General features: G+C 29.0%; 22 protein-coding genes and 1 tRNA gene. 12 read left to right on the top strand and 11 right to left on the bottom strand.

The window, feature by feature from the left end:
• Window positions 1-2 precede the first annotated feature (2 nt).
• On the bottom strand, window positions 3-1,082 hold the full coding sequence (gene tsaD / locus AB6T46_RS00565; protein WP_370931516.1) for a tRNA (adenosine(37)-N6)-threonylcarbamoyltransferase complex transferase subunit TsaD: 1,080 nt from the start codon (window positions 1,080-1,082) through the stop codon (window positions 3-5).
• 104 nt (window positions 1,083-1,186) lie between these two features.
• Here tsaD and hemC point away from each other — a divergent pair, with 104 nt between their 5' ends.
• The 5 genes from hemC to AB6T46_RS00540 are packed head-to-tail and all read left to right on the top strand — an operon-like array spanning window position 1,187 to window position 6,251.
• Window positions 1,187-2,122: a hydroxymethylbilane synthase gene (hemC, locus tag AB6T46_RS00560; protein ID WP_370931515.1), complete on the top strand. Its 936-nt coding sequence runs from the start codon at window positions 1,187-1,189 to the stop codon at window positions 2,120-2,122.
• Complete coding sequence (locus AB6T46_RS00555) at window positions 2,100-2,792, top strand: uroporphyrinogen-III synthase (RefSeq protein WP_370931514.1); 693 nt, start codon at window positions 2,100-2,102, stop codon at window positions 2,790-2,792. Before hemC ends, AB6T46_RS00555 begins: the two co-directional genes overlap by 23 nt.
• A 52-nt stretch (window positions 2,793-2,844) precedes the next feature.
• Window positions 2,845-3,930, top strand: a complete 1,086-nt coding sequence (locus tag AB6T46_RS00550) for a hypothetical protein (RefSeq protein WP_370931513.1) — start codon at window positions 2,845-2,847, stop codon at window positions 3,928-3,930.
• A gap of 16 nt (window positions 3,931-3,946) precedes the next feature.
• Window positions 3,947-5,416 (top strand): heme biosynthesis protein HemY, encoded by a 1,470-nt coding sequence (locus AB6T46_RS00545; RefSeq protein WP_370931512.1) that lies wholly within the window; start codon window positions 3,947-3,949, stop codon window positions 5,414-5,416.
• Entirely contained in the window at window positions 5,394-6,251 is an 858-nt protein-coding gene (locus tag AB6T46_RS00540) for an aminotransferase class IV (RefSeq protein ID WP_370931511.1), read from the top strand. Before AB6T46_RS00545 ends, AB6T46_RS00540 begins: the two co-directional genes overlap by 23 nt.
• Here AB6T46_RS00540 and holA read toward each other — a convergent pair.
• Entirely contained in the window at window positions 6,248-7,303 is a 1,056-nt protein-coding gene (gene holA, locus AB6T46_RS00535; RefSeq protein WP_370931510.1) for a DNA polymerase III subunit delta, read from the bottom strand. The two genes, AB6T46_RS00540 and holA, sit on opposite strands and share 4 nt — an antisense overlap.
• Before the next feature lie 176 nt (window positions 7,304-7,479).
• Between holA and AB6T46_RS00530 the strand changes: the two genes are divergently transcribed.
• From AB6T46_RS00530 to AB6T46_RS00520, 3 genes are all read left to right on the top strand, one after another.
• Window positions 7,480-7,554: transfer RNA gene (locus tag AB6T46_RS00530), tRNA-Gly, on the top strand.
• 127 nt (window positions 7,555-7,681) lie between these two features.
• Window positions 7,682-8,140, top strand: coding sequence for a hypothetical protein (locus tag AB6T46_RS00525; protein ID WP_370931509.1), 459 nt, complete (start codon window positions 7,682-7,684; stop codon window positions 8,138-8,140).
• Window positions 8,141-8,242: 102 nt separating this feature from the next.
• Window positions 8,243-9,049 carry a lysophospholipid acyltransferase family protein gene (locus tag AB6T46_RS00520; protein WP_370931508.1) on the top strand — a complete coding sequence of 269 codons (807 nt, stop codon included), beginning with the start codon at window positions 8,243-8,245 and terminating at the stop codon, window positions 9,047-9,049.
• Between the two features lie 1,674 nt (window positions 9,050-10,723).
• Here AB6T46_RS00520 and pyrF read toward each other — a convergent pair.
• A complete protein-coding gene (gene pyrF, locus AB6T46_RS00515; RefSeq protein WP_370931507.1) occupies window positions 10,724-11,569 on the bottom strand; it encodes an orotidine-5'-phosphate decarboxylase in 846 nt (281 codons plus the stop codon).
• On the bottom strand, window positions 11,562-12,221 hold the full coding sequence (tmk, locus tag AB6T46_RS00510) for a dTMP kinase (RefSeq protein ID WP_370931506.1): 660 nt from the start codon (window positions 12,219-12,221) through the stop codon (window positions 11,562-11,564). Before tmk ends, pyrF begins: the two co-directional genes overlap by 8 nt.
• A 499-nt stretch (window positions 12,222-12,720) precedes the next feature.
• On the opposite strand from tmk, the gene AB6T46_RS00505 reads away from it, so the two are divergent.
• Window positions 12,721-13,947: an MFS transporter gene (locus tag AB6T46_RS00505; RefSeq protein WP_370931505.1), complete on the top strand. Its 1,227-nt coding sequence runs from the start codon at window positions 12,721-12,723 to the stop codon at window positions 13,945-13,947.
• Window positions 13,948-14,653: 706 nt separating this feature from the next.
• Here AB6T46_RS00505 and AB6T46_RS00500 read toward each other — a convergent pair.
• Together AB6T46_RS00500 and AB6T46_RS00495 are read right to left on the bottom strand one after the other, a co-directional pair.
• The gene (locus AB6T46_RS00500) at window positions 14,654-15,742 is read right to left on the bottom strand and encodes a DNA glycosylase AlkZ-like family protein (RefSeq protein ID WP_370931504.1); all 1,089 of its coding nucleotides are present in this window, start codon (window positions 15,740-15,742) and stop codon (window positions 14,654-14,656) included.
• Between the two features lie 579 nt (window positions 15,743-16,321).
• Window positions 16,322-16,888 (bottom strand): hypothetical protein, encoded by a 567-nt coding sequence (locus tag AB6T46_RS00495; protein ID WP_370931503.1) that lies wholly within the window; start codon window positions 16,886-16,888, stop codon window positions 16,322-16,324.
• A 600-nt stretch (window positions 16,889-17,488) separates the two neighbouring features.
• Between AB6T46_RS00495 and AB6T46_RS00490 the strand changes: the two genes are divergently transcribed.
• Window positions 17,489-18,667 carry a D-alanyl-D-alanine carboxypeptidase family protein gene (locus AB6T46_RS00490; RefSeq protein ID WP_370931502.1) on the top strand — a complete coding sequence of 393 codons (1,179 nt, stop codon included), beginning with the start codon at window positions 17,489-17,491 and terminating at the stop codon, window positions 18,665-18,667.
• A 6-nt stretch (window positions 18,668-18,673) separates the two neighbouring features.
• On the opposite strand, the gene AB6T46_RS00485 is transcribed toward AB6T46_RS00490, so the two are convergent.
• Window positions 18,674-19,627 (bottom strand): acetyl-CoA carboxylase carboxyltransferase subunit alpha, encoded by a 954-nt coding sequence (locus AB6T46_RS00485; RefSeq protein WP_370932066.1) that lies wholly within the window; start codon window positions 19,625-19,627, stop codon window positions 18,674-18,676.
• A 66-nt stretch (window positions 19,628-19,693) separates the two neighbouring features.
• A complete protein-coding gene (locus AB6T46_RS00480) occupies window positions 19,694-20,638 on the bottom strand; it encodes a site-specific tyrosine recombinase XerD (protein WP_370931501.1) in 945 nt (314 codons plus the stop codon).
• Between the two features lie 94 nt (window positions 20,639-20,732).
• Here AB6T46_RS00480 and AB6T46_RS00475 point away from each other — a divergent pair, with 94 nt between their 5' ends.
• Together AB6T46_RS00475 and aroB are read left to right on the top strand one after the other, a co-directional pair.
• A complete protein-coding gene (locus AB6T46_RS00475; RefSeq protein WP_370931500.1) occupies window positions 20,733-21,326 on the top strand; it encodes a shikimate kinase in 594 nt (197 codons plus the stop codon).
• 1 nt (window position 21,327) lies between these two features.
• A complete protein-coding gene (gene aroB, locus AB6T46_RS00470) occupies window positions 21,328-22,437 on the top strand; it encodes a 3-dehydroquinate synthase (protein ID WP_370931499.1) in 1,110 nt (369 codons plus the stop codon).
• 590 nt (window positions 22,438-23,027) lie between these two features.
• On the opposite strand, the gene AB6T46_RS00465 is transcribed toward aroB, so the two are convergent.
• The 3 genes from AB6T46_RS00465 to AB6T46_RS00455 all read right to left on the bottom strand — a co-directional run bounded on the left by AB6T46_RS00465 (window position 23,028) and on the right by AB6T46_RS00455 (window position 25,897).
• On the bottom strand, window positions 23,028-24,176 hold the full coding sequence (locus AB6T46_RS00465; protein ID WP_370931498.1) for an MFS transporter: 1,149 nt from the start codon (window positions 24,174-24,176) through the stop codon (window positions 23,028-23,030).
• Between the two features lie 381 nt (window positions 24,177-24,557).
• On the bottom strand, window positions 24,558-24,956 hold the full coding sequence (locus AB6T46_RS00460) for an EVE domain-containing protein (RefSeq protein WP_370931497.1): 399 nt from the start codon (window positions 24,954-24,956) through the stop codon (window positions 24,558-24,560).
• Between the two features lie 365 nt (window positions 24,957-25,321).
• Window positions 25,322-25,897: a GNAT family N-acetyltransferase gene (locus AB6T46_RS00455; protein WP_370931496.1), complete on the bottom strand. Its 576-nt coding sequence runs from the start codon at window positions 25,895-25,897 to the stop codon at window positions 25,322-25,324.
• Window positions 25,898-25,929: the final 32 nt, after the last annotated feature.

Here is a 25,929-nt window from a genome sequence, read left to right as displayed (position 1 = left end):
TCTCATGCTTTTGCACCTTTTCTCCCGAATCCAATTATAGGTCTTGATTTTTGATCTAAAGGCCATCGTGATTTTGGCGCAAAATCTAGAGAGTGAGTAATATTATTTGCAAAATATTGTGCCGCCGTCCAAGCTATCATGACAGCATTATCTGTACATAACTTTGGTTCAGGTACAATAAAATTAAAATTATATTTATTAGCTAATATTTTTAAGGAATCTCTAATAACTTGATTGGAAGCTACACCACCAGATATTACAAAATTATATGATGCAAGATTAGGGTATTGGTGTTGAAACTCTTTAAATGACAATAAACAACGTTCATTTAAAATTTCTACTATTACCTGTTGGAAAGAAGCACAAATATCGGCAATATCTTTTTGACTTAAAGGTTGCAATTGCTCTATCTGTCGTCTTACAGCGGTTTTTAAGCCTGAAAAAGAAAAATCTAATCTTTTCTCGCCCCATAATGGTTTAGGAAAATCAAAACGGGTAGGATCTCCATTTTTAGCCATTTGTTCAATAGCTACACCACCAGGATATTCTAATCCCAATAATTTAGCAGTTTTGTCGAAAGCTTCACCTAAAGCATCGTCAATAGTTGTACCTAATCTTTGATAATCACCTAAAGAATTAATAATCAAAGATTGCGTATGTCCACCTGATACTAACAATAACAAATAAGGAAAATCTACTTTATTTGTTAAAGTTGCAGTTAAGGCGTGTCCTTCCAGATGATTAACCGCAATGAATGGTTTATTACAAGCTAAACTTAAAGATTTCGCGGTCATAAGTCCTACAATTAGTCCACCAACGAGACCGGGGCCCGCTGTAGCAGCAAAAGCGTCAATTTGTTCTAACTGTAAATTAGCTTCAGATAAAGCATCTTTAATCATATTATCTAACACAGGTAAATGAGCCCTAGCAGCAATTTCAGGAACAACTCCTCCATAGGGCGCATGAATCTTAATTTGACTATAAATTATATTTGCTAATATTTTTCCTGAAGTTTTATCATTATATTCTATAATTGCTACAGCTGTTTCATCGCAACTAGTTTCAATTCCCAAAATATGCATAAAATAACCTCAATTTTTCTTATTATCTATTGTAACTTAATTGAGTTAAGAGTAATTTAATTTTCTTATCTTATAATCGATTATTATATTATAGAGCAATCTTTATGAACAAAAAAAAATTAAAAATTGGAACCAGAGCAAGTCCATTAGCTTTGATCCAAGCAGAAATAGTAAAACAAAAAATCTGCAAGATACATAATTTACCTAATGATATGGTAGAAATAATAGCTATGTCTACTAAAGGAGATCGTTTAACTGACCAACCTTTAACAGAAATAGGTGGTAAGGGTTTATTCACAGAAGAGATAGAGCAAGCATTAAGAGATCAACAAATAGATATGGCTGTGCACTCATGTAAAGATCTTCCTCCTTTTGATCCTATTGATTTAAGTTGTAAAATATTCCTTAAAAGAGAAAATAGATCCGATGCTTTTATTAGTAATAAAACTAACAAATTTACTAATTTGCCGTATGGTGCTATTGTTGGTACTTCTTCAGCAAGAAGACGTGCTTTAATTAAACATTACCGACCTGATTTAAATGTTGTCACCTTAAGAGGTAATGTACACACTCGTTTGCAAAAATTAAATAATCAACAAATAGATGCGACTTTCTTAGCATATGCAGGTTTAATACGGCTAAATATAGCTAACCTAGCTACAGAAATAATGGACGATCATTATTTTCCTCCAGCTCCAGCACAAGGAGTTATTGCCGTACAGACAAGAATTAATGATAAAGAGACATTAACCCTATTAGAAGCGATAGCTGATATAACTACAACATATGAAATTATGGCTGAAAGAGCTTTCACCAAACATTTAGGTGGCTCTTGCCGCACAGCAATTGCAGCTTTATCTACTATCTATAACAATGAATTATCCTTCATGGGCATACTTTTATCACCTGATGGTAATTATAAATATTCCACTTATGTCACAGGAAATGTCAACGATGCAATACTCATTGGTAAAAGTGCTGCTAATAATTTAAGAAATCAAGTAGGAGAAAATTTCTTTGAGACTTGGCAAAACAACTAAAAATGTCTTAATCACTCGCCCTGAAATAATGTGTCATTCAACTATGACAATATTAACGGAGTTAGGATATAATGTATTTTGTCATCCTTTAACTAAATTAATCCCTATCGACTATCAGCTACCCTCTTTAATTAATGATTTTATTATAATAGCAACTAGTCCTTTTGCTCTAAAAAGCTTAAAAAAAGCAGATATTAAATTATTACAAAAAAAAAGAATATTTGTTGTTGGCGATAAAACTGCAGAACAAGCTGAAACACTAGGATTTGACAAAATTTCTACTTCTTTAACTAGCTTAGAGATGGTAAATAAAATTAATAAAATAATTGATAAAAAAAACCAGGTTTTATATTTAGCTGGTAAGATAAGATTTGATAAATTCTTGTCAAAATTAAATAAAACACATATTATCTTAATAGAAACATATGACTCCATTGCTAATAAAGTTAAAAATTGCAATTTACCTATTATGGATGCAATATTATTTTATTCTCTAATGGCTACTGAAGGATATTTACAATTAACCCCATATATTAATAATAAAACTAAATTCTTTTGCTTATCAGAACGTATTTATAATAATTTACCTAAGAAGCTACAAAAAAATAGTTTTTTTCCTACAATACCAACACAAGAGCAACTTTTTTTATGTTTACAATATAATCTATAATATAATAAGCTTTTATATATATGAATGCTTGAACTGCTAAGAAGAGGCGAAAATGGCAACCGGGAAACGAATGAAATATTCTAAAAAAAACCAAGAACCTAAAACTATAACCCAAAAAGCGATTGAAAAAGATGCAGATTCAAATGAAGAAATCAACTCTTCTATCGAAGGAATCTTAATAAATAAACCAGATGTAGAAGAAATATTGTCAGAGGATAACTTAAAAGAAAAGCTTAACACAGAGAAACCCGGACGAAAATTCTCTAAAAAAATATTTTATCCTATAATCATCTTACTCATAGCCCTCCTTATACTAGCCTCCTTTAAAATATATTTCAGCCAAAATTCTAAGACGGTTAATAATAATATCTTAGAAGAAGTAACTTTATTAAAAACAGAATTACTTACCAATCAACAAAAAATAGAGCAACTTACTAACAGCTACTACAATATTTTAGCTGAAGGAAAAGAATTAACATCTAAACTTTTAACCTTACAAGATGAAGTAAATTTCATTAAACAAAATTCTCTCCCTGAAGCTATAGTAACTCAACTTAAGTCAGAAAATGCAAATCTACATCAAGAAATTTCTACCTTAAAGGAACAATTCGACAATTATTTAATTAAAGTGAATGAAAATCTTTCTAATGATAATCCAACTAACCATTCAACAGATATAATTGAATCTAATCAAAGTAAATTTAAGGAACGTCTAAAAACATCTAGACCTTTTACAGAATTATTCTCTGATTCTTTAAATATTGATCAGGACTTATACAACTCATTACTACCTTATGCTAAAGTAGGGCTACCGACTTTACCACAAATATCACAAAAGTTTATTGAGTTAGCTAATGAAATAAGTCAACCACAAATAGTAACTGAAGATATAAGTACTTCAAACAATAAAGTGATTTCAGTTTTAAAAAACTTAGTTACTATTAAAGCTAAACCAACAGAACAACAATTCTCTGATGCAAAAATTTTATCACAGCTATCACACTTAGTGTTTCAACAAAATTACGATACTTTAGTAACACTATGGAAACAATTGTCAGAAAAAACCCAACAACTTAGTAAAGATAATTTACAAGCTTTTAAAATTCGTATTCTAGCTAATCAATTTTTACTAAATTAGTCTGAGGAGTTAATATATGTTTCGCCTAATAATGTATTTTATATTACTAATTATTTTAGGTTATTTTTTTACATGGTTACCACATCATGTTAGCGATATTATCTTAACTTACCAAAATTTAGAAATTACTATTTCCAGTCAAAAATTCTTCGGTGGAATTTTACTTATAGCTGCTCTGCTCAGTTTTGTTGGTTTTTTCTTTTATCAATTAATATCTATACCACATTATATTTCAAAATATTGGAAAAGAAAACGTACGGCTAAAGCACAACAAGCTTTAGAACAAGGTTTTTTAGCTATATTTTCTGGTGATCTTAATAGTTATAATAAGTTACAAAAAAATATAAAAAAATTACCCGATTACCACAATAATATGTTTGTAAATATACTAGCAATACAACATGCATTGCTAACTAACCAAAATATTGAAATTATCTCTCTCTATGAAAAATTACTAAAAAATCCTCATAGCAGATTATTTGCGTTACATGGTTTATACACTCAAGCAAAAAAAAATAATTCTAATGAATTAGCCTTAACCTATGCCACGCAAGCTCTGAAAGTATCCCCTCAAAGCGATTGGGCACAACAAGAAGTAATCACCAATCTAGCACAAAATAATGAATGGGATAGCGCCATTAACCAATTAAACCAAAAATCTAACCGAACCGATAAAAATTCTCAAAATAAAAGAAAACGTCTAAAATTAGTATTATTAACCGGTTCAGCTTTATATTATCAAGATAGCAACCCGTTAAAAGCTATGGATAATATCAAAAAAGCCGTAAAAATATCTCCTCAATTTGTTCCTGCTATAACTACCCAGGCTAATTTATTATTTAATCAAGGTAAAGGTAAAAAAGCAGTACAAATCCTTGAAAAAGCATGGTTATCTACTGCACATCCTAATATTGCCTTATTATATGTAGAACGTTCCGGATATGCTACTGCCTTAGAAAAACTGAAAAGAGTTGAACGACTATTAACTTTAAGTAGCACTACACCATTTTTAACTCTGTTACATGCGCGTAGTTTATTAGAAACTGGAGATATTTACCAAGCACGGCAAATTCTTGAAGAATTAATAGATTCTAGACCTACTGAAAATGCTTACTTACTCCTAGCAGATATAGAGGAATTACAAACTGGTAATAAAGCTTTAATAAAACAATGGCTCACAAAAGCTAGAATAGCTCCTAAAGATGCAACATGGATAGGTGAAGGTAAAAGCTCCACACAATGGCTTCCTTATTCTCCTATTTCTGGTAAGTTAGACGTTTTTGAATGGAAAACCCCCAAAAATGATGCAACTCCTCAAAAAACTTTAGAAAAAGATGATATTTTATATTATCATACCATTGAAAGCAAAAATAATGCTCATGAAATACATATATTAAATCCCGACGCTGACAATATGTTAGTATTAGATAATCCGGGAACACAGAAAGAAGAAAGGGAAACTAATGGAACCAATTATTTATCTTAATGGACAATGGGTTAAGGAATCTGAAGCAAAAATTTCTATTTTTGATCGCGGAGTATTAATGTCAGATTCTATCTATGAAGCAACCGCTGTGATTAACGGTCAATTATTGGATTATGAAGCACATATGCTAAGATTCTTATCCTCTATTAAGAAGCTTAATATGAATTATTCTATAAATCTTCAAGAATTATTACAAATACATTTACAATTAAAAGAAAAAAATAATTTAAAAGAAGGTCTAATTTATTTACAATTATCACGTGGTTCCGGACCAAGAGATTTTAATTATGAAAATCACCCTTATAAACCACATCTCTTCTTATTTACTATTCCATTATATTTTGACAAACCAATTCAGGAAATTAAATCTCAACATTTAATTTCTAAATTAGATGGTCGTTGGCAACGTCGAGATATAAAAACTACTCAATTATTATATGCCTCACAAGCTAAAACAGAAGCCGTACAACAAGGCGCCGATGATGTTATTTTTACTTTAGAAGGAAATGTAACGGAATCTAGTTCTTCAAATATTTCTATCATAACTAAACAAGGAACATTAATTACTCATCCAACTAATGAAGCTATTTTACCTGGTATTACTCGAGCTAGATTATTAAAAATCGCACATGAATGTGGAATACCCGTGTTAGAAAAACCTTTCACCTTAGATGAAGCTCTCAACGCAGCAGAAGTATTCGTATCTTCAGCATCGCAGATAGCATCACCAGTGTCAATGATAGATGGAGTAACTATAGCCGATTATGATAATGGATGGGGACCAATAACACAAAAACTACGTAAAATATATTTTGAAACAGTACCTAAAACTTAATTTTTAATGGAATCTTTATCATAAGTAGCCATTTTGACTAATGTTAACATCACTCTAAAAACCAAAATATTTTGTAAATGTGGCATTTGTCGAATATCAAAAATTAATTTTTGCATATGTTTGATAGCTTTAACAATCATGGGCAAACTCCAATCAATAGCGGCTAACTCCAGTTGTTTTTTCTTTTTATAAAAAACAGCTGGCTTTAGCCGGCTAACTGCTTGCTCGATAGTTAACTTATCTTCTTGCACATGTAAATGTATCATCTGTAATTGTTGTAACTGTTTAGAAATTGCACTTAAAAGCCAATGGATATTACCCCCCAATCTTAAATAACGAGTAAAATAATTATCAGCTAAAGAAATATTTCCTGCAAAAATAGCCTCTAAGATTGGATCATGATTCAAATTAGCTACATCACTAATTATTATTTTAATATCTTCTATAGTTATTTCCGCTTTTTCAAGACAATATAAACATAATTTTTCTAATTCATTTTTTGACGCATATCTATCTCCTCCTAAATATTCTTTTAAGAGATATTTTGCTTCTTTCGTTATAGTTAAATTAAATTTTTTTAGATATTGCTCGATAAGATTATCTAAAGATTTTGCATCATCAGGATAACATGGTAAAGCCATAGATCTAGGATGTTTTTCTATCAATGATCTTAAACCATGTGTTATCTTTAAATCACCTGCTTCAATTAATATTAACAAATTTGGTGGAATATCTTTCAAAATCATTTCTAAATTATTTAATAATTTTTTACTGTTTGTAGCATCTTTTACCCAAATAATACGCTGCTCGCCAAATAAAGATATTGTATTAGCTTCATCAATTAATTTTGTTATATTTTGCTCTAACTCAGCTACTTCCATTTTTATCAAACTAAACACATTATTTGTGTCAACATTATTTAACGATATTATTTTATTAGCCCTATCAAAGACCATTCCACGATCAGGACCATAAATCAATATTACAGGATAACTTTTGAGAGATTCCGCTTTTAGAAAATCCTCAACCTCATAAGCTTTTTTTTGTGCCATATTACTTATATTTTTCTCAAAAATTTATATTGTTCAATATAAAACGATCGACTAATAAAAGAAAGTAAATTTTCCACAGAAAGGTTATAAAAATATAAAAATTATATTTTTATGTTGTAATCTTAATTAAATTATTGCATATATAGCAAGTAAATATATTATGTTTTAATATATGAGCGGGTGTAGCTCAGGGGTAGAGCACAACCTTGCCAAGGTTGGGGTCGTGGGTTCGAATCCCATCGCCCGCTCCATTATAAACTTCTCTATATATCTTTTTTTAGTGACTAAAATTAGTTAAGCTTAAAAAAAATCTCTTATATATCTAGTTTTTATATATTTTATTCTATTTCTTTATACATATAATAAAGGATAGATAGCATGAAAAAATCTTTTACCCTTATATTTCTTTCTATTTTTCTAAGCGCCTGTATCCTAGGTTCTAATTTTTCTTCTAGCATTATTAGAACCTCTGCTGACATGATAATTATCAATGTTAAAGTTAATGATAGATGTTCTTTCAATCAAATTATTAGCACTACACAAAAAGTTGCAGCATTAGAAACATTAAAAGCAGGTTATGATAGTTATATAATCAGACAGGTAAAAGCAGATAGTTTTTATTTAGATACCAAAGTTGATACTGAACTAAAAACCCCTATCCCTACCTTTAAAATGAGTGGCAGCCATAAAGAGTTACCTGATAGATATCACACTGTAATTATACAGATGTTTGATGAAGCTAAAGGTAAAAGCAATAATGCTATAAGTGCAAAAGCCATATTAGGTGCAAATTGGAAAGATATTCTACAACAAGGAGAAATATATAAATGTGAATAGCAATATAAATAAGAAAGATATAAATTGTCATTTTACTAGCCTTTTATCAAGGAATAATTTATAATATTACAATGTTAATTTATTTAGATTAAAGGTGTTCTAGTGGCTTTTATACGCAGCCTTATTTTTATAATAATTTTTTATATCTCTACTATCTTACAAGTTATTATCTTTTTACCTGTGTTTTTTTTATCATCACAAAAAACCACTTGGAGTATTACTAAATTGTGGGCGCGCATCAATAATTGGTTATTCTCCCGTATAATAGGCGTAAAGATTATTATAGAAGGTATAGAAAATTTACCTCCTGCAGGTACTAGTTATTTGATAGCCCCTAAACATCAATCAGCGTGGGATACCTTTGGTTTTTTTCCAATATTAGATCATCCATCATTAATTTTAAAACAAGAACTCTTACGTATACCCTTATTTGGATTGTTTGTTAAAAAAACAGGAATGATTGCTATTAACCGGCAATCTCCACTCAAAGCGCTTAAAACAATCACTAAGGAAGCACAAATAAAAATTAATCAAGGAAGACAAATTTTAATCTACCCTGAAGGAACAAGAAAAACTCCAGGAGAAGAACCTTCTTATAAAAGCGGTATTGTTAATTTATATAAAAACTTAAATGTTCCAGTAATAATAATTGCTCATAATGCAGGCTTATTTTGGTCAGCAAAAAAATTTACTAAATATGGCGGTACATTAAGATGCAAAATTTTACCAGCGCTACCTAGTGATATGGATCCTAAAGATTTTTTTAACAAATTAATTGAATTAACAGAAACTAGCTGTAATGAACTACTGATAGAAACTGCTTCGCAACCAGACTGCCCACCTTTACCTGAGTCAGCGGTCAATTATCTTCAACAAAAAAATATTGATTACTATATAAAAAATAAATGAATCTTTATAAATATCTTATAATCTAATCGTATAATATTTATTAAATCATTTAGAAAATTTAATCGCTAATATCAGCTAGAATTTTATACAAAGCAATTAGTTATGAATATTGATAAATTTTTTATTAATACAATATATTATTTTATAGTTAGTTAGATATTAGCAATTTTTACTAACAATAATAATTAATTAGTTAAAAAGTTTATCTTAATTAAAGTCTCTTATCTCAATATTAAACTCTACCGTTAATTATAGATTTATTGTACTGATAGATATAAATTCTACAAGATATTTTTCAGCATAAGATCAATTATTAATTATACTATAACTTCATTATATCAAAATTACTATTTATCTTAAAAAGCACTCTATGATTTATTTTGATATCAATATATGGATATATTAATATTATCTAATGTAGTAAAAAATATATTCTCTGTATTAACAGTTTTGCAAGTATAAATTTAGATTATAGTTGCAAATATAGTATGTAAATATTAAAATTAACTGTTAAAAAAAATATTAAAGATAATATAAAAATTAAATATATATCCATATTTTTATATTTACTTGTAGGTAGTGCAACTCAGGCAAATGGTGTTTTTAATAATGTAAATGCTAAAAATTCTCAAAGTCAAATCTGGAAGCAGAAGTTAGTTTATATTAATCTCCGTGTGTATTATGAGCTTCTGTTGGTGTAGGAATAGTCGTGGGGTATGTAATTGATAAAGAATAAACTTTAAACTTACATAGATTTTTTTATCTGTTGTAAATTTAAGTGTAATAAGAAGGATAATATTATGAAAAACGACAAAAAAGATAAATATGAAGATTGCTGCATAGTAATATGGATAGGATGGGGTATTTTTCTTGGCATTGTTACTTGGGATATATTAAAGAAATTTAACATTGTTTAACAAGGGCAAAAAAATGAAAAAAGCAAAAAACTGGTTTGTAGTCTCAATTTGTATTATATCTGGATTCTTAGCCACTATAGCATATAAATTCCTTATAACTCTATAGTTTTATATTCTATTTATTGTTATTAGCTAAATCTCTACCAAACTCATAGCCTGGTGCAATTCCACCTAATATTGCAATGGTGGGCAATAAAGACTAACTCCTGCCTTTAGATTTGACTTTTAAGAGTTTTTAGCATCCACATTTACGTTATTAAAAACACCATTGGCCTGAGTTACAGTCGCGCTACCTACAAATAAACATAAAAATACAGATATATATTTTAATGTTTATCTTATCTTTAATATTTATATAATAACAAACTGAAAGCGAGATTATATTATAAAAACATTGAATAAATTTAATATTGTTTAGCGGAGTCAAGAAATGAAAAGAGTAAACTGGTTTATAATATCAACATTTTTTTATTAGGATTTTTAATTGCTATAACATTGAAATTCTTTAAGCTCCTATAATTTTATATTTTATTTATTGTTATTAGCTAAATATCTGCCAAACTCATAGCCTGGAACAACAAGAGCTACTATATATCTACTGTGAGCACACACAGGATAATATAAATTAACTCTTGCTTTCGAATTTGACTGAACCTTTTGAGAATTTTCCTTATTTAAGTTATTAAAAACAATAACAAACTGTAACATTAAATTTTTTAATTCTACAATAACCAAAAGTTTCGCTATAATTCCTATATTAACTCTTACCTATAAGTTGTCTTGCCTTATCTTTAAAACTCTCAAGACGATCTAATATCTGAACTTGATCATTCCCTATTAGAGATAATTGTCTAGAAATTGTAGGAATAAACTTATTCATTACGTGCTTCATAGCTAAATTTTCTATCGAGGCTCCTTGTGCTCCAATACCCGGGCTAAGAAGCATAGCCGTTTGTAAAGTATCATAAAATTCAGCAGGTAAATTAGTTTGTGTTGCTCCCACTACAGCTCCGCAAGGTTTGCTATCTGGATAAATCACTGTATTAATATGTTTTATTTTTTCAGCAATATGCTGATATAATGGTTTATTATCAATTAATGCTCGTTGTAAGTTAATTCCTTCAGGATTTGAGGAGACCGTTACCACAAAAACATAACCGCCATTTTTAGCAGCAAGATCAATAACCGGCAATAAAGTATCGAAACCTAGAAATGGTGTGACAGTGATAGCATCAACTCTAATAGAACTATTTTGACTAAAGTATGCTTCAGCATAGCCTTGCATAGTTGTAGGAATGTCGCTACGTTTTGCATCTAGTAATACTAAGATATTATTTTTTCTGCATTTAGCAATTAGCTTCTCTAAAACCTTAATTCCTTCGGAGCCAAATCGCTCAAAAAAAGATGCTTGCGGTTTAATCATTGCTACATTTCCAATGAGAATGTCACTATATTGATCACAATATTTTTCTAAAGATAACAGATCATCATTTCCACCCCAAGCTCTTAATACTTCAGGCGTTGGATCTATTCCTATACATAAAGGAGAATAAAGTTGTGCAGCATCTTTAAATCTATCAATGAATTTTATCGCTTTATTCATAAGTATTCCTCTTTCTTTCTATTAGTTCACATAGCATTTTTGTTATTTGCGATTCGGAAAGTGTGCCATCAATTAATATAAATTTTTCATCTATCGTAGTTAGATAACGAAAGACAGCACAGACTTTTTCTATAAATTCTAATTTTTCTTCAAATTTTAATATAGATCCATCTCGTTCCTTTAGCCTTTGCAATATAACAGAGGAAGGAACATCAAGATAAAAACTTAATGTCGGTTTAAGTAAATTACGATTAAGATTAATAATATATTCTAACTTCATTCCTATTACAGAAAAATAACTAAGCAAAGAAAAAATATATCTATCGCTTATCAACAAAGTATCAGAACTTAATAAAGCAGGTTCAATTACTTCTATACTATGTTTACGCCTATCTGCAGCAGCGAATAGAGCTAACAACTGAAGATCAATATAAGATCCTTTATCCAAATATGCACGCACTTCTGGTAAATTTCTATACCAATTAGTCGGCTGATAAGTTTTAATTACTTTTCTTTTACTTGAATAAACATTAGCAATATTTTGAGTTTGAGTTGTTTTACCACTGCCATCAAATCCACACATTGCTATAAAAAGCCCTGCATAAGGCTTATGGCTCCACATCGCCTCATAGTTTTCTGTTGTTATTAACATCTTAAATCACAGAGTAAAATCTTTATTCTTATAATAAGGAAGTTTTAAATACTATCTTGCTATTAAAAATAACCGGCAGTTATTTTTAATAGCACAAAAAAGAAATAGCAACCACAAATTTAAATTATAGATCAAATAACAAACAAATCTCTATAGATTAAGTCTTAACTTTTGCACCTAATTTATATAATTTAATTAAACTATAAAATACAATGTAATACAGTAAAATAATTGTCATAAACACATATAATGAAAATGTTATAAATATGATACCATGTTTATACTAAGTAATTATAATTTTATTTCGCAAACATATATCAAACAAAAACTATATGTATAAAATTATATATAATAGTATAATTATAAAAAATATGGTAAATTAAAATCTGTTAACGTCAAAATAGAAAATAAACTAGGTAAATTTATATAAGTCAATGTCATAGCAATCACTAAACATTATATGTTTAGTGATTGCGATTGTATTTCATGAGAGCTAATTATGATGTTTCTTTTTAAAGATAGAAACATAAGGTATCTATGTATAACAGTAATACTATTATCATTTGTCAACGGTTTTATAAAAACTTCTATACCAATAATATCTAAAATGTATGGATATGATCTATCCTACATAAGTTTAAGTCAGACGTTTTTTTTATTATCTTGGCCTATATTTGGTATTTTCTTTGGAGTATTATTTGATAGATATAAAATATTATCTACAACTAGAATATTTATTTTTCTGTTTATTTTTCTTTATGCTGTAAATATCCTTATATTATTTTTTAATCTAGATATAACATATTACATTTTTATATATTCTATTTTTTCTGGAATAATAGTTGTTTTTATCGAGTCGCTTTTGCTCACTATTCCACCATTAATTATGAAAAATAAAGATTTATATAAATTTTATTCTTTAGTTATATTTATGGAATTAGGTGTATCTTCATTTATTAGCCCTATAATTGCAACTGGTTTTATTATAGATAATATATTTTTATTTTTCTTATTTATTGGATTTTTATTAATTTTGTCATTGTTAACTTTATCTATTGCTTTAAATAAAAAGCTATCTAATAATGAAGAAAATAACGCTATCAGTATAAAATATATTTTTAGCGGTTTTTCTTTTTTATATTCAAATAAAATTATTTTTTCTATAACTACAATAACTTTTTTCCTTTCCCTGGTTTTTGGAGCTTTTATGGGCTCTCTAATAGTATTTATAACAGATGCAAATTATCTCGGCTTATCTATTCAAAAATATGGTATAATGCTCTCAGCTTATGCACTGGGCACTATGTTTGGATGTCTTTGTTTACAATTTTTCAATAATTTTTCTATCCGTTTAGCCATTATAATTGATATTATTGGAACAATTATGATTTTGCTAGTTCCTGCTTTTTCAAAATCTGTTCTTGTAGTTTGGATTGCTATATTCATGGCTGGAGTAGGGTTGAGTTTTTGGTTAATTGCCATCACACCTCTTAGACAAAGTTTAACACCCAAAAATCTCTTAGGTCGTGCTAATTCTGCATTTAGAGTTATAGGATATACAGGGCTACCTCTTGGAAGTTTTCTAGTTTCTATTTTAGGCACAATTTTATCATTAAAATCTATAGCAATTTTAGTTTCTAGTATATTGATTATAGCTTTTATTATTACCGTTCCTACTATTTGGTCACTAGATGAACTTGCATCAAAAAAAGTAAAAAATAATTAAAATTTTTATTTACTAAAAAGGTAGAAATCTTATAAACTAACCTTTAAAGTTAAAATATTTACTAGAAAACTATTATCTATTATTTAAGTAAAAGAATTATAAAATCTGTAATTTTAATTTGCTGCCACCTCTGCTTGTTAAACTTAAATCCGCAAAATTCCACCATAAAATATGCTGATCGGCGAGTCCAACAAGCTACGCGCGTATGAGATATTATTACCAGTATCGATAGCAAAGACAAATATAATAATACTTAAAGCTTAGTAATATAAAATAAAACAGATATAACCCCAGTCATTTTTAGCTATATTTTTATGTTAACCAAATTAAACCCCCAACGACAATATTAGAATAGTGTACCACTGCGCCTATTGGCGTGCATACGGAATCTAATTAATTACCTATAGCCACATAAAAAATAAACGCTACTTACAAAAACAACTATCCAAAATATACAAAAAACAAAACTATGATTATAACTTCATAACGATATATATAATGTCATCACCAAAGACTTACCGCAGAACTGATAAACATAAACACCTTAACAATAAGTAGTTATTGCATTACACAAAAATACTATTAAGCTAAAAAACAAAAGATAAAAACGCGGCTACTTGAGGCTGTTAGTAATAAAGCTGAAAATCCTCATCTAACGAAAAAATTTTGATAAGTAATCTAGATCTTATGCATAAGTTATTTGTCTTTAGGAAGTCCCGAAAGATACTGAAGCTTCACCCCATTTTTGCAAAATATCTTGTATATTTTCCATAATTGTACAATCTATACCAGCATCCAATTCGTGTGCTTCTATCCATATTTTGTTATTACAACGACGCGGAGCAATACGTCCTACAATTTTTGTCCCCCATAAAATGGGCATAAAATAATGACCAAAATAACGACTATGAGCAGGCTTATAAGACTCTAATTTATATAGTTTGCTAAAAAGCCTATGTAACCTTGGACGATACCAAACAAGAGAATCAAATGGAGAAAGAAGAGTTATATTATCTAATTTTAATAATGCTAGTTCCTCAGCACGGCGAGATAGCCATACCGGCTGTTTCCACCCCTCAACGGTGCCTTTTAAGCAATCAAGTTGCTCTAACGTATTTTTAACGACCGCTCGAGGCAAACGAAAATAATCAGCAATATCCTCTACAGTAGCAACACCAAGTGCATCAATTGCTGCTTGAATAAGATACGAGAAACACTCATCATCAGAGGGTTCAAAATTAAACAATCCAGCAGGAATACTATCCTGTGCTAACCTATATATACGACGGGTACCATCGCGAGTTGTTGAAACTGCTTCGCCCGTCCATAACAACCACTCAGCAGCAGTACGCCATGGAGATAACCGATTCCACCCCGATCCATTCGCTTTCGGAAAATCTTTTACTGTTACCCCCTTTTTTTCATGTAAAAGTTCGCGTACAGCACATAATGCAGCTGCATTAACATCAGGACCTCGCCAACCGTTAACCCGTATTCGTCTACGCATAAATGCAAACCACGGCCAAAAAGAAAGCGGTAAAATAGCCATAGCATGACCCGGGAAAGTAAAAACGGGAAAAGCGCTCTCTTGAGTTAAAATCAAGCGCGCCTCTGTAAGCGATAAACCACGAGATAAACATACAAGCTCATGAGATTCACGAACAGCTTTTAAAGGATCAAGCTGAATAGATTTTACTCTTTCAAAGATACGTCTCAACGACACATTATCCAAACCAAATCCCTGGCTTGCAACCGCTATTGCCCTAGCTTCAGTTAAAGAAATAGAAAGCGACATTTAATATATAAACCTTTCTATTAATTAATAGATAGATAACTTAAAGGATAATTTTAGTATAATAAGCTCTTTAAATTAGATATATATTTAAACTATGTAACTTATTAATAGAATACCAATATTTCCCTCGACATAAATATAAGATGTTTCTCTGCTCTTTATAATAGTCTCTCTTCTTTTGACCTTAAATTGTTTCCAATTAGGATTTACATAATTCTTACTTAAATCTAACTAAAACACCTGACCCTATTTAAACCAGAATCAGACACAAGTGCATATTGTCTCCTAAAACTATTGCAAGGTCACTCAATTCTTGCTCAATTCTAATATATAGAATATTTAATCAATAAGATTTATACTAAGTAATTATCACTAGATAAAGAGTATAGAGAAATATTCCAATAACTATACCAAATACAATCTAATAAAGAAATATTATTGTATCGATAATTGCAGAACAACGACTGACTTCATTTTTCAAGTCGAGCTTTTGTATAATGATTAATGACAAGCTTTAATAATTCAAATTTAAATTAACATAAACTCTGATTAACTATTAAATTACGATAACCAATCAATTTAATTATGTATAGCATCTGTTTTGGTTATGCTTTTATAGTCTGTCTCATCTGTTATTAAATTATTACCCTCTTCTTTTACGTCTTTATATTGTTTTTCATAAATCCAATTATCGTTTATATAATAATGACATTCATTTAATACAGTATATGCTTTAATTATTATATCTAAAAATAATTTATGTATCGTTTCAAAGATACTTACTATTAGAATAGTAATTAGAGTTTTTGTTAAAAATATACTAAGACTTTTAGGAAGATATGCACCAAATATACTGCTAAATAAGTCTATATCTTTTGCTAAATCAAAACCAAAATGTTTTTTAAAATCAAACCCCAAAGCTACCGGAAGATCAATCACAAGAAATGATATCATTACTAATATAGGCAAAATATTTCTACAAAAATTACTAATCATATTAAAAATAGATGAAAATAAATTTATTATAGTTCTAGTTATATATAAAAAAGGTATAATAATAGAGATAGCTAAAGCTTTTTTAAAAACCAAAGCTGGATCTACTATCTTCTTTTTTGGTGTTTTGATTTTCTTTTGTACTTTAGTCATTTTATTTTTCATTTTGTTTTATATATTTAGTTGTTCTTTTGAGATAATGTAAAACGTCATAAATGAAGTGAGGATAAATATTTGACCTAATTAATTTTAATTTCCATTTTATAATTTCCTTAATTAATAATTCAATTATTTCTTGCTATTCTGTAAAATTGAAATTAATTTATTGTTTTAAAAAATATTTTCACCATTAAATAAAGCATCTATATAAGTCACTTTAGCATAAATAAATATTTATTATAAGTATATTTATTTAAAATATTCTAATGTTCTTTTATTTTTTAATACTGCTTTATTAAAAGACTTATAACCTATTTTTGCTAGAAGAAATTAAAATATTTTTTTAAGATAAAAACTTTCAGTTATATTCCTAACAATCAAAATCCAACCTTAACCATAACTGAATTAATATAAAAGTTAACCACGTCACTAATTATTAAGTTATATTAAATAACTTATTTTTATAAAAATTATTTAATATTAATATCTGAATTAACTGAGCTAATAAACCTCTCTAACTCCAAAAAGATCAATACACAAGGAACTATTAAGCCCTTAATAACTTAAATATAAAACTTAGTTATGGAGGCTTTAGTGTTTAATAAAAAACATATTTACATCATATTTATCGTAAATTTACTATGTTTTTTACTTATCACACCAATAACATATAGCAAAGAATTAACTAATTCTAAATTACAAAATAATTTAGTTAAACCTACTTCTAAGCAAAATATAGTCGCCCCTATTTTAGTTATAGACCCATATAATTTAACTATTTTTCATCAAAAAAATATATTTCAACGCTGGTATCCAGCATCGCTTACCAAATTAATGACTGCTTTTGTTGTTCTAATATTAGTTGATCAAAATCAAATTTCTCTTAATGATCCTATCATTATATCAAAAAATGCTAGTAACGTTAGTCCAACAAAGATTGGTTATAAAGAAGGAGAAATTATTTCCGTAGATACAGCGATAAAAGCCTTATTAACTAGGTCTGCTAATGATGTTGCTATAGCCTTGGCTGAAAATATCGCAGGTTCTACTGCGGGATTCGCTACCTTAATGAATAAAGTAGCTAAATTAATCGGTATGGATAATAGCAATTTTGACAATCCTTCAGGTCTTCCTAGCGCCAACAACTATTCAACGGCTTATGATTTAGCTATTCTAGCAATAAATATATGGCGAGAATTTCCACAATATCGACATTATCTAGGTATAGCACAAGTAGAGATAGACAATAAAAAACTAACTAATACAAATCCATTAATAGGTAGATTTACCGGCGCTAATGGCATGAAAACCGGTTTTACTTGTGATTCTGGTTTTAACATGATAACTTCAGCTACAAGAAATGAAAATACATTAATAGTTATAACTTTAGGTAATGAGTCTCAAACAGAAAGAGCAGAAAAAACTGCTAAATTATTAGAAGAATCTTTTACTAATATTAAAGACAGTAAATATCTACCAAAATTAAATCAATTACAACCAAATAATAGTGAAACACCTACCAAAGTAGTCTCAATTAGAGAAAAAATATGCGGTAAAATTAAACATCAACGCCCAAAAGATATATTTACAAAAAATAGACAATTAATATTAAACAGCCAATATATAAATCCTCCTATAGAAGAAACACACACCGTATCACTACCCTATATTTTAAAAATTAACTCAGAAAAAAAGACCATCAAAGAGGAGAAAAAGAAAAATTCATCTCCAACAACAAGATCACCTAAACTAGCAAAAAAACATAGAAGTTAATTCAAATTATAAATTACGTCCTATAGCTAAAAACTTTTCCCACCGTTGACGTTTTAAAGCATCACCACTCATAAGATTAAGATCTTCTAGTGCTTTAGCAATTATATCTCCAGCAGAATCAATAACATGCATTGCCGCCCGATGAGCACCGCCAATAGGTTCTGGTATGATACCATCAATAACTTTAAGATTTAATAAATCCTGCGCTGTTATTTTCATATTATCTGCAGCATCTTTTGCTTTAGCTGCATCTCTCCACAAGATAGAGGCGGCCCCTTCTGGTGAAATAACCGAATATATAGAATGTTCTAACATATAGACCTTATTAGCTGCAGCAATCGCAATAGCGCCTCCAGAGCCGCCTTCACCAATAATAACCGCAACCACGGGGACATTTAAACTCAGCATCATTTCAGTTGATCTAGCAATAGCCTCTGCCTGACCTCTTTCTTCTGCACTAACGCCAGGATAAGCACCAGCAGTATCTACTAATGAGATAATTGGTAATTTAAATCTTTGTGCTAATTGCATAATTCTTACAGCTTTACGATATCCTTCTGGTCTAGCCGAGCCAAAATTATAATACATACGACTTTCAGTATCATGCCCTTTTTCCAGACCTAAAAAAGCAACTGCTTGTCCTCTAAATCTAGCAAATCCAGCTTGTAAAGCAGAATCTTCTGCAAATTTACGATCACCTGCCAATGGAGTAAAGTCAGTAAATAATCTTTCAGCATAATGCAAAAAATGTGGACGATCAGGATGTCGAGCCACCTGAGTTTTTTGCCAAGCAGTTAAATTGCTATATAGATCATGCATAGCTTGTGCTGACTTTTGTTCCAGCCGTTCTATTTCCTCTGACATATTCAGGCTATTGCCCTCTTCTGACATTTTTTTTAGTTCCAGAATCTTACCATCTACATCAGCGATAGATTTTTCAAACTCAAGGTAGTTATACATATCTTTTCCATCCATTAATTTCTAGTTTATTATAAGACAAAAATTTAATTTAGGCAATAATTACGTTTATTTATTAGAAGTTGCAAGAGGATGATAAGTTTCTATTAACTTTTGTATTTTATCTTCTAAAATATAGGTGTAAATTTGTGTTGTCGCTATATCAGCATGTCCTAACAATTGTTGAATAAAACGTAAATCTGCCCCGTTTTGAAGTAAATGACTTGCAAAAGCATGTCTGAATAAATGAGGAGAAACTAATTCCGGGTTAATATTAACCTTTATAGCTGCTTTTTTTAATTCCCTAGCAAATACTTGACGACACAAATGCCCATCGACACCATTTGCAGGAAATAAAAATTTAGATTTTGCCTTTTTAGATAAACTTCTCCACTTTAACCAAATTTTTAAAGTATCTATTGCTTTATCATTTAATGGTACATATCTTTCTCTACCCCCTTTTCCATATATTAAAATAATAGAATCATAAAAATTAACAGCAGTAATAGGTAAAGAAACTAATTCTGAGACACGCATTCCTGTAGCATATAAAAGTTCTACCAAACAGTAAAATTGCATTTTTTTATATCCTTTTTTTTCAGGGTATTCGTATTTTTTAGTTTCTTGATAGGCGAAATCTATTAAGGAATTAATTTGCTTTTGTGATAAAAACTTAGGAACTATTAAAGGTTTCTTAGGAGCAGAGATATGTCTTAAAGGATTTTCTTTAGCTTTATTTTCTAATAAAAGAAACATAAAAAACTGCTTTAACACTGATAACAACCTTAATTGGCTAGTAATAGAAAATTGCTGCTGATTTATAATAGAAAAAAAACTCTCTATATCTTTTTCCGTGGCATTCAAAGGATCTATACCTTTGGAGGTTAGAATAGAACAATATTTTATTAAATCGCTGCGGTAAGCTAAAATCGTGTTAGTAGTTACACCTCTTTCAGCGGCCATCATCTCCAAAAATTCTTCTATTTTACATTCTATCACTTGCAAATTTAACAATTTTCTTCTCCAAATAAAAAATTTGGTTATATATAATTTTAAGATATAATAGCTAAAATTAACCCGTTAATAAAATCACTCAGGCGCGTAGATCGTGAAACAAATAGAGATTAGCAAGATTGATAAATACAGTAAAGAAGTTTTACATAAACAACTAAAGAATCATTCAATTGTTCTAGTTGGAATGATGGGCGTAGGTAAAACTACTATTGGAAAGTTATTAGCTAAGTTACTAGAGATTCCTTTCAAGGATAGTGATAAAGAGATTGAAATGATATCTAGATTCTCGGTTGCAGAAATATTCCAAAAATATGGGGAAGAAGAATTTCGTAGAATAGAAAATCTAGTTATACAACGTCTATTAAAAGAAAAACCTATAATATTATCAATAGGAGGTGGAGCTTTTATTAACCCTATTATCAGAAATCATATAACTAAAAATGCTATTTCTATTTGTCTAGAAGCTGATAAAAATATTTTATTACAACGCATTGCTTTAAGACCAACGAGACCTTTATTAAATGCTGAAAATCCAACCTTAATCTTTGAAACTTTACTACAACAAAGAAATCCAATATATCAAACCGCAGATATAAGAATAAATACCAATAGTCAGAACACAAAAATAATTACTGAAACACTGCTAATCAAACTACAACAATATATAACTAAAATCAATTTAGGCTAATATGGAAAAGATCCAACATATAACTGTTAATTTTGATCACTCACAATCGTCTATCTTATTCGGCGACAATATATTTAAGAAAATAGGAGAAATATTTAAAAATAATTTTCCTATTAGCAGTAAAATAATGATTATAACAGATGATAACGTTGCACCATTATATTTAAAAAATTTATGCAATATGCTTAATAATGAAAATTTTATAACTCATTATTATATTCTACCAGCAGGTGAAATTTCTAAAAATTTTAAACAACTACAAAATATATTAAATAATATTTTCTTACATAATTTTTTGAAATCTGACTTAATAATAGCTCTAGGTGGTGGAGTAATCGGAGATATAGCTGCTTTTGCTGCCTCTATAGCAAAGCGTGGAATGAATTTTATTAACATCCCCACTAGTTTATTAGCTCAAGTAGATGCATCAATAGGTGGCAAAACAGCTATAAATAGCGAATATGGAAAAAATTTAATTGGAAGCTTCCATCAACCAAAGCTAGTAATAACTGATCCAAAATTATTAAATAGTTTACCTAATAGACATTTACTAGCTGGCTATGCTGAAGTAGTTAAATATGCTTTGATAAGTGATATAAATTTTTTTAACTGGTTAGAAAAAAATAATAATTATCTTTTACAAGATACAATTCAACGCAAACAACTTATTTTACATTCTATAAAAACAAAATTAAATATAGTAACCAAAGATGAAAAAGAAAAAAATATAAGAGCTTTGTTAAATTTCGGACATACTTTTGCACATATACTGGAAGCCTATTATAATTATGATGAAAAAATAATCATTCACGGAGAAGCGGTATCACTAGGTATGTTATTAGCTTTAAAATTTTCAAAGCTATTAAATTATATTTCTAAAGAAGAGATAGATAAATTAACAAATCATCTAAAAATTATGCAACTTCCAACTTCTCTAAATGAAATCAAAGGTAAAAAAATTAATAAAGATGAATGGTGGAATTACTTACTTCAAGATAAAAAAAACTATAACAATAAATTTAAATTTATTTTATTAAAACAATTAGGTACCGCTTTTATAGCAGAAAATATCCCTGAAAATAAAATCAAAGAATTTTTTAACAAACTATAAAAAACACTTGATAAAATGACAAATCATGTTAAAAGATAAAATATGTCCACGTAGCTCAGTAGGATAGAGCGTAGGATTCCTAAATTGGGCATTAATAGTGAAAGCTATTAATGAATCTGCTCAAAGTCGGGGAAGGCTTAATAGTTAAAAACTACTGCTAATCCCGAGCCAAGCAATATTATATGAAGGTGTAGAGACTGGACGGGCAGTACCTAAGGATCTTAAATATCTAAGGTAAAGGGACAGTCCAGACCACGAACAAATTTATTTAATTTGGCGGCGAAAGTCGAAGTGGTATGAATCCTAAGGTCATAGGTTCGATTCCTATCGTGGACGCCATTAACGTATAAAAACCTAGAAATATTAACGTTTTACAGCGAATTTAAGACTATATTATTACCCTTTCACACCCTTTTAAGATCAATGTACTTAAAGCATACAGAAGAATTTATAAATTTTATACCCTCTAAATAATTTTAAGTTATTTATATGCACTTCATATAACCACTATGTGTTATGTGCAACTACTGCAATTTAAAACTCTTATTCTACAAAGATAAAACTATTTTAACCAGCTTAGAATTAATAAATTAATATCTTAATTTATATTTCACCATAATAATAGCTGAAATGAGATAACAAAAGGCCAAAGTGATACTTATAAAAATAAGTTTATCATAGTAAGCAATAGCTAAAACAAATGGTATCGACAAAGATTTATTTATTAATGCAGATGCACTCCTCAAAATAGAAACTTTAGCCAAATCTGTATCTAAATGCTCTAACTGATAATAAGATTTTTCGGAATATTTTGCTATAGCAAGACCTATACCCAAAAAAAACTCCAAACAACATAATAAATAAATATTATTTATACCACCCAAAGGCGCCATAAAGATAGCACTTATCACACATCCTACAATAAATAAAAAACTAATATCCCAAGACAGCAACCTTTTTAAGACTAATAAAGCTATTATTCTGCCTGCGAACATAGCTATAATAGGATAAGAATATAAATAAATATTGCCACCACCCACTTCTTTAGCAATCATAGCGAGAGCAAAAGCGGTAGCCGAAAAAGCAAATAAATAAATATTTGATGTAAAAAAGAAGTGTCGTAATTTCTTCTCTGTTAAAATATTTATATAATTCTGCCAGCTATTTATAGATTTATGCAAAATAGTTTCAACTGTTACCTTTCTAAAAATTATATAAAAAATACTACCGCAGCTAAAATTTATAAAAGCAGATAAGATAAAAAATAATTCAGCTGTTTGAGTAAAGAAAAAGGCAAAAGGAACCAATAAAGCAGATAGAAAAAATGAAGTAGATAAAGCTTGCTCACTCCAAATATTAAATAACTTTACTTTATCCTCTTTAAAAAGTCGTGGTAGAAGCTTATAAAATAATGCTGCGTTAAGCGTTTGTGTTAAAGTTGTAAAAAATATATAAATTGAAAAGGTTAAAAACTCCTGCCCCTGAATCACTAATATATTTAACAAGGCGCTAACTAAGCCAAAAATTAAAAAAAATTTTGCGGGGCGTGCAAACCTAGATATATATCTCTCTAAAACAGGAGAAAAACAGGCTACAGATATAATCTGACAAGCAATAAGAATACCATATTCAAATCCATGTTCTGTATTTAATAAATATTTATAGGTAATAACCATATTAACGCAAGCACTAATGATTGCACTAAGCCAAGTTATCATAAGTAACGTTACGTAAGGCATTTATCTATCTTCAACTAAATTATAAAGATGACATTATAAGCAACTAACACAGTTATAATTAAAATCAGTTCAATAGATAACAGTTAGCCCCTAGTTTCACCTATATAAATATAACATAACAAGTTAATTTACTAAACACAAAATATCATCATCATGAAAAATTGATGGAAATCTACTATTAAAACAGATCTTATAGAATAAGATAGATTTTTTCATAATCCGGCTTATGCAGAGAATAGATTATACTAAAATCTAGAACAATATACGATACTTTTTACCGAACATTTGCCGAAAACACTCACTCTAAACAATTTAAAATCAGCCTAAGTAATTTAGTAAAACACCACGCTAATATTTTAAAGAATTTTACTATTCCTATTGTTATTGCTTTAATAGTGCGGCATCATGCGGACTAATTTCAAAAAAACCACGACGTGCTAACATTCCCCAATGAGGAGTGGTGGTAAATTCTAATCCTTTAACCTCTTTAAGAATTAATGGTTGAAAGTTACGCATGAAAATTACATCTTTACGGTAAGGATTAAAACCAGGAAACTGTTCAACTTGATACACCTCGTTATTTTTAAAAATACCATGGAATTCAATAGTCTTTAATATTGTCCCGCCACCCATTTCACTACGTGGACAATAAATAAAGACCTCATCACCAGCATTTGTTCTTCTCAATGGACTAGCTTTACCATGACACACTTGCAAAAATCCTGACCTAGCAGCAGTTTGAGCATGATCTCTCGATATAACGGCAATCCAATGTTTCATATTTTCTAACTTACCTAGATCGCAAAGCAATCAAATAACTAAATAATATTAATACTACAAGAATAAAAAACCTAACAGTTTCACCAAGTTTTTACAAATCTTTATAAATAAAATTTAAATTATTAAATATATTTCCCACAACAATTGCAGCATATTTTATCTAAATATTGCTTTTTATCTGAATCAAAAATAATAACCGCGAAAAATTTACATAAACTGCTTAAAGAAACTAATTAAGTTATGTAAGCAATTAAAAGATTCTTGTTATTCACTAATTACAATATTTTACCTAAATCTCTAGCAACACTAACTAAAACATTTAAAACAGGAAATAATAACTACTCTAACTGCTTATCTTAAATAATTTACTTATTACTATCTTCAGCTAACCAACTATAAATATTTTGATCATAAAATATTCCATTTAAATATTCTGCTTTTCTTAATCTTCCTTCTAATGTAAAACCGCATCTTTTCGCAACAGCATTACTTTTAGAATTAGCAACTGAACATTTTATTACAAATCTATTAATTAAATCACCGGTTTGATAATATTTAACCAAAGCTAAAACAGCCTTTGTTACAATACCATTACCGGCTGATCTACTATCTAACCAATAACCAATTTCAGCAACTTTATTACCTTTATCTATATTATTAAAGCCTACTACTCCTACAACTTTATCAAAATATAAAATAACATATGTCTTAGATGCATTTTTTTGATGGGCTGAATAAAAATCTTGTAAAGATTTTAAAGTATCTGCTTCTTGTTTAACAAAAGAAGGCCAAGCCATATATTTACTAAAATTTTCTCTATTAAAATCAATTGCTTCAAATATAGCTGATGCAAAAGCTGATGAAGCAACTACTAACTTTAAATTATCTTCTATAAAAATAATATCTTCTTTAACGTCTTGACAGTTATTTTTCTCTTGCATCATTATCCCCTTAATTAAATATAGTTTTGAAA

Source organism: Bartonella sp. DGB1 (assembly GCF_041345015.1).
Taxonomy (GTDB): Bacteria; Pseudomonadota; Alphaproteobacteria; order Rhizobiales; family Rhizobiaceae; genus DGB1.
The sequence above is the reverse complement of the archived record's forward strand: the minus strand, read 5'-3'. Positions and strand labels throughout refer to the sequence as shown.

Excerpts from the sequence above, each read along its gene's own strand:
- tsaD (WP_370931516.1), bottom strand. The coding sequence starts at position 1,082 with ATGCATATTTTGGGAATTGAAACTAGTTGCGATGAAACAGCTGTAGCA.
- hemC (WP_370931515.1), top strand. The coding sequence starts at position 1,187 with ATGAACAAAAAAAAATTAAAAATTGGAACCAGAGCAAGTCCATTAGCT.
- AB6T46_RS00550 (WP_370931513.1), top strand. The coding sequence starts at position 2,845 with ATGGCAACCGGGAAACGAATGAAATATTCTAAAAAAAACCAAGAACCT.
- AB6T46_RS00545 (WP_370931512.1), top strand. The coding sequence starts at position 3,947 with ATGTTTCGCCTAATAATGTATTTTATATTACTAATTATTTTAGGTTAT.
- AB6T46_RS00540 (WP_370931511.1), top strand. The coding sequence starts at position 5,394 with ATGGAACCAATTATTTATCTTAATGGACAATGGGTTAAGGAATCTGAA.
- holA (WP_370931510.1), bottom strand. The coding sequence starts at position 7,303 with ATGGCACAAAAAAAAGCTTATGAGGTTGAGGATTTTCTAAAAGCGGAA.
- AB6T46_RS00525 (WP_370931509.1), top strand. The coding sequence starts at position 7,682 with ATGAAAAAATCTTTTACCCTTATATTTCTTTCTATTTTTCTAAGCGCC.
- pyrF (WP_370931507.1), bottom strand. The coding sequence starts at position 11,569 with ATGAATAAAGCGATAAAATTCATTGATAGATTTAAAGATGCTGCACAA.
- tmk (WP_370931506.1), bottom strand. The coding sequence starts at position 12,221 with ATGTTAATAACAACAGAAAACTATGAGGCGATGTGGAGCCATAAGCCT.
- AB6T46_RS00505 (WP_370931505.1), top strand. The coding sequence starts at position 12,721 with ATGATGTTTCTTTTTAAAGATAGAAACATAAGGTATCTATGTATAACA.
- AB6T46_RS00500 (WP_370931504.1), bottom strand. The coding sequence starts at position 15,742 with ATGTCGCTTTCTATTTCTTTAACTGAAGCTAGGGCAATAGCGGTTGCA.
- AB6T46_RS00495 (WP_370931503.1), bottom strand. The coding sequence starts at position 16,888 with ATGACTAAAGTACAAAAGAAAATCAAAACACCAAAAAAGAAGATAGTA.
- AB6T46_RS00485 (WP_370932066.1), bottom strand. The coding sequence starts at position 19,627 with ATGTATAACTACCTTGAGTTTGAAAAATCTATCGCTGATGTAGATGGT.
- aroB (WP_370931499.1), top strand. The coding sequence starts at position 21,328 with ATGGAAAAGATCCAACATATAACTGTTAATTTTGATCACTCACAATCG.
- AB6T46_RS00465 (WP_370931498.1), bottom strand. The coding sequence starts at position 24,176 with ATGCCTTACGTAACGTTACTTATGATAACTTGGCTTAGTGCAATCATT.
- AB6T46_RS00460 (WP_370931497.1), bottom strand. The coding sequence starts at position 24,956 with ATGAAACATTGGATTGCCGTTATATCGAGAGATCATGCTCAAACTGCT.
- AB6T46_RS00455 (WP_370931496.1), bottom strand. The coding sequence starts at position 25,897 with ATGCAAGAGAAAAATAACTGTCAAGACGTTAAAGAAGATATTATTTTT.